This is a genomic window from Halobacillus sp. Cin3 (genome assembly GCF_947311855.1).
Lineage (GTDB): Bacteria > Bacillota > Bacilli > Bacillales > Halobacillaceae > Halobacillus > Halobacillus kuroshimensis.
Window position 1 is genome coordinate 153,344 of sequence record NZ_CAMZMV010000003.1, and the last position, 13,080, is coordinate 166,423.

Genomic DNA, 13,080 nt, shown 5'->3' on the forward strand with positions numbered 1-13,080 from the left:
GAGACCTGATGGGAAAGCCAACTGGATTTATGGAATATACACGCCAGGCCATACCTGAGCGTGATCCTGAAGTTCGAACGAAAGACTGGGAAGATTACACGCTTCCCCTTTCAGATGAAGAAGTACAAAAGCAGGGGGCGCGCTGCATGGACTGCGGCGTTCCGACCTGTCATTCCGGTATGGAGATCAATGGCATTACGACTGGATGCCCGGTCTATCACTTGATTCCCGAGTGGAATGATCTCGTCTATCGAGGGAAATGGAAGGAAGCCCTTGAGAAAGAGCATGAAATGAACAATTTCCCGGAGTTTACCGGATTTGCCTGCCCGGCTCCATGTGAAGGCGCCTGTGTGCTTGGCATAAATGAGCCGCCTGTTGCAATCCGTAGTGTAGAGCGCTCGATCATTGAAAAAGGTTTTTCGGAAGGCTGGGTGACTCCTCAGCCGCCGGCCTACCGTACAGGTAAAAAAGTGGCGGTTGTCGGTTCCGGACCGGCCGGTCTTGCTGCAGCTGCGCAGTTGAACAAAGCCGGGCACTGGGTGACGGTATATGAGCGGAACGACCGTGTCGGCGGACTGCTGACCTACGGCATTCCGGAAATGAAGCTTCCGTACTCCGTCGTGGAGCGCCGTGTGAACATTCTGAAGCAGGAAGGCATTCAATTCCTTACCAACACAGAGGTGGGGCGTAACTATCCTGTTTCCCGCTTGAATGAAGAATATGATTCTGTCATTCTATGCGGCGGTGCAACGACACCGAGGAACATCGACGTAAGTGGAAGAAGCCTGAAAGGCGTTCACTATGCCATGGATTTCCTTCACTCCAATACGAAGAGTCTCTTGGATTCGGACCATGAAGACGGCAACTATATTAGTGCCAAGGATAAGAATGTCATCGTGATCGGCGGGGGAGATACAGGGACAGACTGTATGGCCACATCCATGCGCCACGAATGTAAGAGTCTGACCCAATTTGATATCTACGATAAGAAGAGCAGCGTCCGCGATAATGAAACAAACCCGTGGCCGCAGTATCCAATTATCCACCGTATTGAATATGGGCAGAAAGAAGCGGAAGCTGAATTCGGGAAAGATCCGAAGGCCTATGCGGTCATGACGAAGAAATTCGTTGGTGATGAGAATAACCGCATCAAGGAAGTGCATACCATTGATGTCGCACTTTCCTATGATGAAAAAGGGAACAAAGTTCGTACAGAAATTCCAGGAACGGAAAAAGTGTGGAAAGCGGACCTTGTCCTGCTTGCGATTGGATTCAGTGGGCCGGAGCAGGATCTCATTGAGAAGCTGGGCATAGAAACGACCGTCCGCTCCAATGTTGCTGCACAATATGGCAAATACACGACCAATGTAGATGGCGTGTTTGCTGCGGGCGACATGCGACGCGGACAGAGCTTGATTGTGTGGGCAATCAATGAAGGTCGTGAAGCAGCCCGTGAATGTGATCGTTACTTGATGGGTACGACACAGCTGCCTTAACGATAACCAGAGGGTGGACAACAATGTCCGCCCTCTTTTTTATGGCGTGCCTGATTCATTGTTTTTGTTTTCTAAAAATAATAATAATGTCGTTTAACTTGTCGAACCCTCGGGTACTTTTAGATTGTAATGGTTATTTTTTACTCACCATTCTAAACATAATCAGAGGAGGAGCACAATGAGCGACAAGCGTACAAAAAAGGATGAGCAGCTGGATCAGTACAGAGTAGATGATTCTGGTAAACATATGACCACCAACCAGGGAGTGAAAGTATCCGAGGATGAATTCTCCCTGAAAGCTGGTGAACGCGGTCCTACTCTTATGGAGGACTTTCACTTTCGCGAAAAAATGACTCACTTTGACCATGAACGTATTCCTGAGCGTATTGTGCACGCAAGAGGCTTTTCTGCTCATGGAGAATTTCAATTATATAAATCACTTGAAAAATATACGAGTGCTGAATTTTTGACAGATACATCGAAGACAACCCCGACATTTACACGTTTTTCTACTGTGCAGGGGTCCAAGGGCTCTGCTGAAACCGTTCGTGACGCCCGAGGTTTTGCTACAAAATTCTATACACAGGAAGGGAACTTTGATCTTGTTGGAAACAACATTCCTGTTTTCTTTATCCAGGACGCAATCAAATTCCCCGATTTGATTCACGCTGTTAAACCGGAACCGCATAACGGTATGCCGCAGGGAGCTTCCGCCCACGATACGTTCTGGGATTTTGTTGCCCATAACCAGGAATCCGCGCATATGGTGATGTGGACAATGTCCGATCGTGCCATTCCACGCAGTCTGCGTATGATGGAAGGTTTCGGTGTACATACCTTCCGCCTTGTGAACAAAGAAGGCGTTGCACACTTTGTGAAGTTCCATTGGAAACCTGTTCTAGGAACGCATTCCCTCGTTTGGGACGAGGCTCAGAAAATCAATGGGAAAGACCCGGATTTCCACCGTGGTGACCTTTGGACCTCTATTGAAAACGGGGATTATCCGGAATATGAACTCGGCATCCAGGTGATTGCGGAAGAAGATGAATATAAGTTTGACTTCGACCTTCTTGATCCGACGAAGCTTTGGCCGGAAGAAGACGTACCTGTCGAAATCGTCGGTAAAATGACGATGAACCGCAACGTCGATAACGTCTTTGCTGAAAACGAACAGGTGGCCTTCCACCCGGGCCATCTTGTACCAGGTATCGACTTTACGAATGACCCGCTGCTACAGGGGCGTCTTCACTCCTATACGGATACGCAGCTGATTCGTCTCGGCGGGCCGAACTTCCACGAACTGCCGATCAACCGTCCGGTCTGTCCGTTCTTTAACAATCAGCGTGACGGCTATGGACGTCAGACGATCAATAAAGGACCTGTGGCTTATCACAAAAATGGTCTGGCTGGTAACACGCCGGCACCCGCAAGCAAAGAAGAAGGCGGCTTTGAGCATTATCAGGAAAAAGTGGACGGCCATAAAGTCCGTGCACGCAGTGAAAGCTTTAAGGATCACTTCTCCCAGGCGACCCTGTTCTGGAACAGCATGAGTGATCATGAAAAGAATCACATCATCAATGCATTCAGCTTTGAACTTGGAAAAGTACAGAGTGAGGATGTGCGTGAGAAAATCGTCGAGATGTTCTCCAACGTAAGCCTTGAGCTCGCCCAGTCCTTTGCAGAAAACATCGGTGTAACCCCTCCGGAATCCGGTGGATCGAACGTGACGAAATCTTCCCCGGCGCTCAGCCAGGCGAATACGGTTCACTCTCCGGCAACGAGGACGGTCGGTGTCATTCTTGCTGACGGTTTTAATGGTCAGGATGTGAGACAGACACTGGAACAGCTGGAATCCCAAGGGATCATGACAGACATTATCAGTAACCGCCAAGGGATGCTGAAAGGTGATGACAATTCAGAACTGAAAGTGGACCATACGTTCCTTACGGTGGATTCCGTTCTTTATGATGCGATTTATGCTGTCGGAGGAGCTGAAGCGGATCAAACGTTCGCCAAGCAGTCCGGTAACTTCCTATCTGAAGCGTTCATGCACTTCAAACCGATCGGAGCCACTCATGAAGGTGTGGACTATGTGCAGCAGAACGATATGGACAAGCAAAGCGGCGTCATTACAGGAGACAATGCAGAGCAGTTCGCCAAACAGTTTGGTGAAGCTGTTGCCGCCCACCGCTTCTGGGATCGTGAAGTCATGTAGGGAAATAAAATGGAGGATGGACCTGTCCGTTCTCAAGCTGCCGGGGAATTTTTCCGGCAGCTTTTTTTTCTTCGTTGTTTCAAAAATACAGGATTAAGGGAATAGTAAAAGAAAATCCAAACACAATGAGGTGATCGCATGATTCGTACGATCCTGATGATTATCGGCTTAATAGTAGTAATCAGCTTTATTATCTCTCTTATATAGGAAGTACGTCCGGACGGTGCATGTCGACATGCACCGTCCGTTTTCTTCTGACTGGATGACAAAGGGAGAGAGAGGGACAGCTGTCTGCATCATGTATAATGAAGATATGGTTTGAAAAAGGGAGGTAGTAAAGTGAGAGAAGCTGTGGAACAACATAAGGAACAATTTATCGAAGAACTCAAGCAGTATCTGCGTATACCGAGTATCTCGTCGCTTTCTGAATATAAAGGCGAGGTTCGCCGGGCAGCGGAATGGACCGCCGAAGCTTTGGAAAAAGCCGGCATGGAGCATGTGGAAGTCATCGAAACGAATGGTCATCCACTTGTTTATGGTGACTGGCTTCATGCCCCGGATAAGCCGACCGTGCTGGTGTACGGCCACTATGACGTCCAGCCGGAAGATCCTGTAGACCTATGGGATACACCGCCTTTTGAGCCGGTCATCAAAGACGACAAGATATATGCCCGTGGAGCGACCGACGACAAAGGCCAGCTGTTCATTCATATCAAGGCGGCCGAACTTCTGATGAAAGAGCATGGAGCGCTGCCTGTGAACGTGAAGTTTATCATCGAAGGGGAGGAAGAAGTCGCCAGTCCTCATCTCGGTCCGTTCATTGAAGAGAATCAGGAGCGTTTATCCTGTGATTCTGTCGTGATAAGTGATACCTCCTTCAGTGCAGAAGACCAGCCGGCGATCTGCACCTCCCTGCGAGGGGCGCTCGCAATGGAAATGACGGTCCAGACGGCGAACTCCGATCTTCACTCTGGTACATATGGCGGCGGAGTCCCGAATGCGGTCCATTCGCTCGTTTCCCTGTTGGATTCCCTTCATGATTCACAGGGGAGAGTTTCTGTAGAGGGCTTTTATCAAGGCGTTCCGGAACCGACCGAAGAACTCCGCCGGGAAGTCGCTGCCGTTCCTTTTGACGAAGAAGAAACGAAACGCGCACTGGAAATAGACGATCTTTACGGAGAAGCCGGGTTTTCATTTAAAGAAAGAACAGGAATCCGCCCGACGCTCGAGATCAATGGCATTACAGGTGGTTTCCAGGGCGAGGGACTGAAAACAATTGTTCCAAAGGAAGCGTCCGCCAAAATCAGCTGTCGTCTCGTCGGTGATCAAAATCCGCAGGCGGTTTATGAATCAATAGAACGCCATGTGAAGCAGCATAAGCCTGCCGGGGCCAAAGTCAGTCTGGAGAAATTCATTCAAGCGGATCCTGTCGCCATGGATTCTCAAAACTCCTTTATCCAGGCTGCGGCAGAAGCTTATGAGGATGTCTACAAGGTGCGTCCGCTGTTTCCGAAAGAAGGCGGGTCCATTCCCATCGTGGAAGTTTTTGGCCGTGTTCTTGAGGCTCCTGTCGTATTGATGGGTTTTGGTCTTCCGACAGAGAATCTCCACGCCCCTAATGAACATTTCCATTTGGATAATTTCACAAAAGGGATTGAAACGGCCGCCCAATATCTTCAGAAGTTGTCATGAAACAAAGCTGGCACCCATGCGGGTGTCAGCTTTGTTTTGCAGCGAGATGGAGGATGTGATGAATGAACGGCTCTTTCTCTGCTGTGTAGCGGAAGCGTTTTTCAAAAGAGGATGGGGAGTTTACCCAGACCTAAGTTCCCCGCTATCCAGAAGTGAATGCAGGAGGTTAATAGGAATTGACAGAAGATGTGGCGGCAATTCTTTTACCAAAACTGCAGCCGGAAAACCGTGCAGAGAGGACCGCCTTTCCTTTACAGGGAAGGCGGCTTTTTTTGAAGAATCCATAGAATAATGGAGAAAATAGAAATAAATATTTACAACAGCCGTATATTTGGTATTATATATAAGGATTTGTAGTGATTTGAGGAAATTTAACGAAAAAAGGGGAAAAACGATGGTTACGTCATTCGCGATGTTGTCACTGACCGTCCTGCTTCTGTTCTTAGTGATGTATGCAGCTGATACATGGGTGCGCCGTTTACGCAAAAGCGGACAGGAAACAGCCGCCGCTCCATCCAATCCATTGGATGTTCAGCCGCCATCTGCCAAATAGATAGAAAGAGTGAAGGCGTCCCGTGTCCGGGCCGCCTTTTCTATGCCGGGAACCGGTTTGCGTTTTGTTCCCCTGTGGATTGTGGTAAAATATATATGTTTACATATCGGAAGATTCACGCCTTAGGTAACGGGTCGTGTATAGTTAATAAAAAGGTAAAAGGGGATATCTCATGACGAATAAAGCGGTCGTTTTAGGTGCGAATTATTATATTGGACTGAGTACAATCCGGTGTCTGGGTATTCATGGTGTCTATGTTGCTGCTGTGGATTACGCGTGGGAAGGGGCTTACGGGCTGGAATCTAAATATTGTTCGGAAGCTCTGATCGGACCTCACTATAAAGAAGATCCGGCTGGACTTGCTGCTTTTCTCGTGGATTATGCTAAGAAACAGGACAGTCCTCCTGTTCTCATTCCGACAGCCGATCCGTACGTGGAGTTCGTCGATGAACATCTGCCGGAATTACGGGAACATTTCCTTATTCCTCAAAAGGAACAGGGGTTATATACTAAGATAATGGACAAAGGAACGCTACATACCCTGGCTTCTGAACATGGGGTGGCGGTTCCTGAAACTGTCAATGTCGATGAAGAGAATTTCGAAGAGCGGGTGGAAAAGGACATTCAGTATCCGTGCCTTGTCAAACCGGTGGATTCACCGGCATTTGTGGCCAAGTTCCGAAGAAAGCTCTTTACCGTACACAATCAGGAAGAACTGCTTGAGAAAGTCAACGAGGCGAAAGCGGCAGATATCGAAGTGATTGTACAGCGCATCATTCCTGGTTTTGACGACCATATGTACACATTTGATGCTTATCTGGATCAGGATTCGAAAGTGACGCACTGGGTGACCTGTCAGAAGCTTAGGCAGTTTCCTGTGAATTATGGGGCTTCTGTCTACACCCAGCAGAAATATGTCCCGGAATTGTACGAGCTTGGAACGAAATTCCTCGAAGGGATCCAGTACAAAGGATTTGCCGAAATCGAGTTTAAAAAAGATGCCGAAACAGGGCAGTATTATTTGATTGAAATCAATGTGAGAATTACAAACTTAAACCACCTGCTGCAGAAGACAGGAATCAATATTCCTTATATCACCTACCGGGAGCTTACAGGCCGTCCACTTGAGCCGAAAGCTGTACGTGAGGATAAAAACATCGTATTCTGGTATGCCTATGAGGATCTTCTTGCCGTAAGGGAATATATCAAAACGGGTCAGCTTTCCCCGAAAAGTGTGATGAAATCCTATTTCAGACCGAAAGCCCATGCGATCTGGGACCCGAAAGACCCGAAGCCGGCCTTTGCTTTCGGAAAGAAGCTGGCCCGCCTCGTCGCTGGACGTGTAACAAAAAAAGCGTAGAACAACAGGAAATATATACCGGAGGACAGCGGGAAAAGTTCTGCGGTGTACGAAGCATATAAACGGATCATAATCGAAATGGAAACCAGTCAAAAATGAGCAGGGAAGGTAGATAACAATGGCTATGCTTAATCAGTTATTATCATCGATTGAAGTGTTGGAAGCCTGGAATGATAAAGACATACATGTCCAGGGACTTGCCTACAATTCTAAAAACGTAAACGAAGGAGACGTCTTCGTCTGCATTAAAGGCTTTAAGACGGATGGGCACCGGTACGTGAAAGATGCGGTGCAGAGTGGTGCAGCCGCAATAGTTGTAGAAGATTACCAGGACGGATGGGGAGACCTTCCTCAATACCGCGTCGCGGACAGCCGTCAGGCTCTGGCTGCGTTAAGCGATGCCTACTACAACCACCCTTCCCAGTCTATGAAGACGATCGGGATTACAGCTACGAATGGAAAGACGTCCACTTCCTTTATGACTGATGCCATTTTGGAAGAGCACGGCTTGAAAACAGGATTGATCGGGACCGTGGTCGTGAAATACGGCGACTATTCCGAACCGACCAAGCTGACGACACCTGAATCACTGGACCTGCACAGATACTTTGCAGAAATGAGAAACCAGGATGTTTCCCACGTAACGATGGAGGTTTCATCCTCCGCCCTTGATTTAAGCCGGGTGGGCAGTGTCGATTTTGATATCGTCTCATTGAACAATATCAGTAGAGAACATATTGATCTTCACGGATCTTTTGAGGAATACTTTAACAGTAAAGCCAGCTTGATCCGGAACGCTTCTGAAGGGAGCTGGGCAGTCCTGAACCTGGATGATTCCTATTCGGCATCCTTAGTTGAGGAAACGAAAGCCAATGTTCTTACATTCAGTGTGGAAACCGCCGATGGGGATCTCGTTTGTAAGAATCTTGACCTGTCCACAGGACGAGCTGAGTTCACGGTGGAAATCCGCCGGCCGTTTTCTGCCGGGAATACTGATTACGCTCCACAGGAATTCGATATAGAATTGTCCACGCCGGGCTATCATTCTGTTTACAATTCTATGGTGGCCATCGCAGCGGCGCTTCTGAATGAGGTACCGATTCCGACCATCCAGTCCGGTATCAAAGGCTTTGGCGGTGTGGAGCGCCGGTTTGAAATGGTCTTTGAAGATGACTTCAAAATGCTTGATGATCACTTCGCCAACTATGGAAATATTAACGTAACACTGAGTACGCTGCAGCAGATGGACTACTCAGACTTGAAACTTGTTTATGCTATCCGCGGCAGTCGCGGGGTCACAGTGAACAAAGAAAACGCGAAAGCTATTGCTGAATGGGCTCCGCGTCTTGGCTTGACAGAAATTATTGCTACGGTGAGTCATTCTCATGTGACTGAAAAAGATGTTGTGACGGACGAAGAGGTCCGTGTATTCCAAGAAGCGATGGATGAAGCCGGCATTAAAGTCCACCTTTATAGAGAACTTGATGACGCTGTAAACCATGCTTTATCTGAAGTGCAGGAAAATGATGTGCTGCTGCTGGCGGGATGTCAGGGCATGGACCCAGGCGCGAAGATTGCTTTAGAACAGTTAAGTACAAAAAGACCAGACATCGACGAAGATCAGCTGTTCAAACCGTTGAAAAACCGGGTGGCCGGTGTTCTGTAAATGGCTTTTCAGCCACGTATCGGGTCTTTTGTAAGGAGGCAGACGATGAACGACAAAATTATCGGCATACTCGGGGGTATGGGACCTGAGGCAACGGCTGAATATTATATGAAGATTATCCGCGCTACACAGGCCGAAAAGGATCAGGATCATTACCGTGTGATTATTGACAGCAACGCTAAAATCCCGGACCGTACTGCGGCCATTTCCGGCCGTGGGGAAAACCCTGTCCCGCAAATGATCGATGCCGCTAAGAACCTGGAAAAAGTGAATGTGGATGTGGCTTGTATTCCATGCATGACAGCCCATTATTTCATCGACGACGTTCAAAAAGCCGTATCCTTTCCACTTATGAACGCTTTTGAAGAGTTGAAAAAATATATCGAGGATCATTATCCCGGCGTTCGGAAAATCGGTGTGCTGGCAACGTCCGGCACACTGCAGACCGGATTGTTCAAAAAACACCTTGGTCACCTTGATGTTATTGAACCCCGCCCGGTGACACAGACCGAGAAAGTGATGGAATCCATCTATGGAAGCAATGGCATTAAAAGCGGCAACACGGATGCAGAACCGCTTTCCCTTTTAAAAGCTGCTGCTGAGGAACTGCTCGATCAGGGCGCAGAAGTGATCATTTCCGGATGCACAGAAATCGGTCTGGTTCTAAAACCATACCATCTTCCTGTGCCGCTGCTTGATCCTATGGAAGTCGTAGCCCATGCTGTAGTAAAAGAATCTGTATTCCAGAAGTCATGAATTTTCCCGTTTCGTCTTATATATAACTAAGACGATTTACTCGAGGGGGAAATGCATTGGCAAAAAAAGCGTTTGAGCGCTTCTTGGTCGAGTCATTTCAAGAAGGTATCTTCTTCAGGGAACTCCGTTTGTCTGAAAAAGAGGTGACCCGTCTCAAGAAACTCTACCCTTCCGCTGAGATTAAACAGACGAGCCCGGTGGATGCCGTGCTCCGAAAATCATGGTACGAAGTAAACCTGGATCCGGACGCCCGGACAAGGAAGTCGTACGATTCCGTTGTATGGGAAAACCTCCAGCTCAAGAGGGAAATTGAAAAATTAAAGAATCATCACCTGAAAAAATAAGCTGTCTTTCTACCAGGACAGCTTATTTTTTTATGCGTAGACAGGGTCTAAGGACCTAAATATAATTACCTGTAACGACTCCTGGATATGACGGATGATGTCGAAAAGAAACCCTGATATTACAGGGTTCTGTAAACTTATGAAACACAAATGTAATAATAATTTGTCTTTATTTAGCGAATATATTTGATATAATTAGTAGGGTAATTGAACGAGACGACCGAGACTACATAATTTTTTACAACATAGATCAACAAATATGAAAGATTGGTAGGAAGTGATAGAAATTGTTTGAAACGCATCACCGTATAACCGAAGACGCAGGCAGAATGAGGGACTTTCAAACCGTTATAAATCAGAAGTGCCGGGGTGACAGGAATTATGAAATTTAAAACGTTCGGCCGGCACGGAAAAGAAGGCGTCAAAAACATAACGAGAAACAAGTGGATGTCGGTAGCCTCCATCTCAGCGGTAACCGTAACCCTTCTGCTTGTCGGAGTTTTTGCGACACTTCTCCTGAACTTGAATGATATGGGAGAACAGATTGAGGAAGACGTCGAAGTCCGTGTTTTCATCGAGCGTACCGCCGATGAGGAAAGCCGTGAGAACCTGCAGGGTCAATTGGAAGACGTATCGGGTGTATCCAGTGTGAATTTCCAGTCGAAGGATGAAGGTCTGGATAACCTGATCAATAGCATGGGAGATGAAGGGGAAGCCTTTGAATCTCTCAAAGATGAAAATCCATTGAACGACGTATACGTAGTGAAAACGGCAGATCCACAGGATACGATTCAGGTAGCTGAAACGATTGAAAGTTTTGATAATGTGGACAAAGTCGAGTATGCCAAAGAGACCGTAGAACGTTTGTTCAGCGTTATGGATGTAGCCAGAAACGTCGGGCTGGCGATTATCGCAGGGCTTTTATTTACAGCGATGTTTTTGATTGCGAATACAATCAGGATCACTATCGTAGCCAGGGGACGTGAAATCGAGATTATGAAAATGGTAGGGGCGACCAATTGGTTTATACGTTGGCCTTTCTTATTCGAAGGTATCCTAATTGGAATTCTTGGGTCGATTTTACCTATCGCCCTTGTGATCTTTGGTTATGATGCTCTCTACGATGAGATTACGACCAGATACCCTACTTTATTTATAGACTTACTGCCGGTTTACCCGTTTGTTTTTGAAGTATCTGCCCTGCTTGTCCTGATGGGGGTCACCATTGGACTTTGGGGAAGCTTTACGTCCATCCGTAAGTATTTGAAGGTTTAGAAAAATAGATGAATCATACACACAGGTGAGGAATCGGGGGAGGAAGAAGAGTGAAATCAAAAATCATTACAGCCGCTCTTACTGCCGGTCTGATTCTATCCGGTTTACCTGTTTCAACAACGGTTAATGCTGAAACAAATCAGGAAAAACTGGAAGAGAATAGACAACAGCAGTCTGAAAATGAGCAGGAAATTCAGGAAAAAGAAGATACAATCGCTGAACTGCAGGAAGATCAGGATGAAGTAGATGCTGAGATTGCACGTCTGGACGAGCAGACGATGGATACACTGGATAAAATCCAGACGAAAGAAAATGAAATCGCACAGACAAGAGAGAATATCGATCAGCTGAAAGAAGAAATTGCCGAGCTTGAAAAGCGCATTGAAGAGCGTGATGAACTTCTTAAAGAACGTGTGAAATCCATGCATCAAAACGGTGGAAGCGTGGATTACCTTGATGTTCTAATGGGCGCTGAAAGCTTCGGAAACTTCCTGGAGCGTGTCATGAGCCTGAACACGATTGCTACACAGGATAAGGAAATTCTGGAAGAGCATCTTGCTGATAAGCAGGCTGTGGAAGAAAAGAAAGCCCAGGTGGAAGAGGAATTGTCTTCCCTTGAAAGTAAATTGTCCGAGCTTGAAACATTAAAGCAGGAGCTTGAAAGTAAGAAAGAAGAAAAAGAAGCCTTGATGTCCACGCTTGAGCAGGAAGAAGAAGATGCTCATAACCACATGGTCAGCGTGGAAGAAGAACAGGAAACACTTGCTGCACAGGAAGCCGCTATTGAGAAGGAAATCGAGCGCCAGCGCCAGCTTGAACTTGAACGGAAGCGCAAAGCTGAAGAAGAAGCCAGAAAGAAGGCCGCAGCTGAAAAAGCCGCTGCAGAAAAAGCCGCAGCTGAAAAAGCGGCTGAGGAAGAAAAAGCAGAGGAGACTGTAAGCAGTGCCTCTTCCAATTCATCATCTTCAAATAAATCCAGCTCATCTGATTCAAGTGAGTCTGAGAGCACGTCCAGTTCGTCATCCAGCAGCAACAGTTCAGGATTTATCTGGCCTGCTAACGCACCTGCCGTATCTGAATATGACCGCAACCGAATCCACCCGATTTATGGGACACCTCGTCTTCACTCAGGGATTGATTTAGCTGCCGGAGGCACGATTCCGATACATGCGTCCGCATCAGGGACGGTTATCCGGGCTAACTATTCATCCAGTTATGGAAACGTGGTTATGATTTCCCACTATATGAACGGTCAGACGTTCACAACCGTTTATGCACACTTGAGAAGTACACCGGCTGTATCTGCAGGTCAAACGGTCTCTCAAGGCCAATTCCTAGGTAATATGGGAAGTACCGGTGATTCTACTGGGCAGCACCTTCACTTCGAAATTCACGAAGGTTCCTGGAATGGAAGCCGTTCAAACTCTGTAAACCCTAGAAAATATCTCCCATAAAGGGAAAGGAGCTGCATCGATATGAATCGGTGCAGCTTTTTTTAATACTTTCAAAACGTTGATGTCCCTGTCATCGCTGCCTGCTTTTCATATTGTTTGATGCCTCGATGGTCTGTGGTGTGTAAATGAGCGGGTAAGCGTGCCTGACGGCTTAAATCTTGGCCGCATAAGGGACAGGTCCAATGGTCGTTCTGGCAGCTGTAGGATGCCCTGTGGCAGTGATGGCATAGCTTCCTGTACATAAGGCAGGTCACTCCTTAATGATTTGT

Annotated in this window: 11 protein-coding genes; all 11 read left to right on the plus strand. The window is 47.2% G+C overall.

The window, feature by feature from the left end; genetic code table 11:
* Positions 1–8 precede the first annotated feature (8 nt).
* The 11 genes from QMA39_RS11480 to QMA39_RS11530 all read left to right on the plus strand — a co-directional run bounded on the left by QMA39_RS11480 (position 9) and on the right by QMA39_RS11530 (position 12,811).
* Positions 9–1,496: a glutamate synthase subunit beta gene (locus QMA39_RS11480; RefSeq protein WP_027956761.1), complete on the plus strand. Its 1,488-nt coding sequence runs from the start codon at positions 9–11 to the stop codon at positions 1,494–1,496.
* Between the two features lie 178 nt (positions 1,497–1,674).
* The gene (locus tag QMA39_RS11485) at positions 1,675–3,711 is read left to right on the plus strand and encodes a catalase (RefSeq protein WP_281658813.1); all 2,037 of its coding nucleotides are present in this window, start codon (positions 1,675–1,677) and stop codon (positions 3,709–3,711) included.
* Positions 3,712–4,050: 339 nt separating this feature from the next.
* Positions 4,051–5,403, plus strand: coding sequence for a dipeptidase (locus QMA39_RS11490; protein WP_281658814.1), 1,353 nt, complete (start codon positions 4,051–4,053; stop codon positions 5,401–5,403).
* Positions 5,404–5,461: 58 nt separating this feature from the next.
* The gene (locus QMA39_RS11495; RefSeq protein WP_281658815.1) at positions 5,462–5,695 is read left to right on the plus strand and encodes a hypothetical protein; all 234 of its coding nucleotides are present in this window, start codon (positions 5,462–5,464) and stop codon (positions 5,693–5,695) included.
* Between the two features lie 102 nt (positions 5,696–5,797).
* Entirely contained in the window at positions 5,798–5,956 is a 159-nt protein-coding gene (locus QMA39_RS11500) for a hypothetical protein (protein WP_281658816.1), read from the plus strand.
* Positions 5,957–6,128: 172 nt separating this feature from the next.
* Positions 6,129–7,316 (plus strand): carboxylate--amine ligase, encoded by a 1,188-nt coding sequence (locus tag QMA39_RS11505; protein ID WP_281658817.1) that lies wholly within the window; start codon positions 6,129–6,131, stop codon positions 7,314–7,316.
* Positions 7,317–7,434: 118 nt separating this feature from the next.
* On the plus strand, positions 7,435–8,982 hold the full coding sequence (gene murE / locus QMA39_RS11510) for a UDP-N-acetylmuramyl-tripeptide synthetase (RefSeq protein ID WP_281658818.1): 1,548 nt from the start codon (positions 7,435–7,437) through the stop codon (positions 8,980–8,982).
* A 45-nt stretch (positions 8,983–9,027) separates the two neighbouring features.
* The gene (locus QMA39_RS11515; protein WP_027956756.1) at positions 9,028–9,738 is read left to right on the plus strand and encodes an amino acid racemase; all 711 of its coding nucleotides are present in this window, start codon (positions 9,028–9,030) and stop codon (positions 9,736–9,738) included.
* 56 nt (positions 9,739–9,794) lie between these two features.
* Positions 9,795–10,082 carry a hypothetical protein gene (locus QMA39_RS11520; RefSeq protein ID WP_281658819.1) on the plus strand — a complete coding sequence of 96 codons (288 nt, stop codon included), beginning with the start codon at positions 9,795–9,797 and terminating at the stop codon, positions 10,080–10,082.
* Between the two features lie 381 nt (positions 10,083–10,463).
* Positions 10,464–11,357 carry a permease-like cell division protein FtsX gene (gene ftsX / locus QMA39_RS11525; RefSeq protein ID WP_027956754.1) on the plus strand — a complete coding sequence of 298 codons (894 nt, stop codon included), beginning with the start codon at positions 10,464–10,466 and terminating at the stop codon, positions 11,355–11,357.
* Positions 11,358–11,407: 50 nt separating this feature from the next.
* Positions 11,408–12,811 carry a M23 family metallopeptidase gene (locus QMA39_RS11530; protein WP_027956753.1) on the plus strand — a complete coding sequence of 468 codons (1,404 nt, stop codon included), beginning with the start codon at positions 11,408–11,410 and terminating at the stop codon, positions 12,809–12,811.
* The last annotated feature ends 269 nt before the right edge of the window (positions 12,812–13,080 follow it).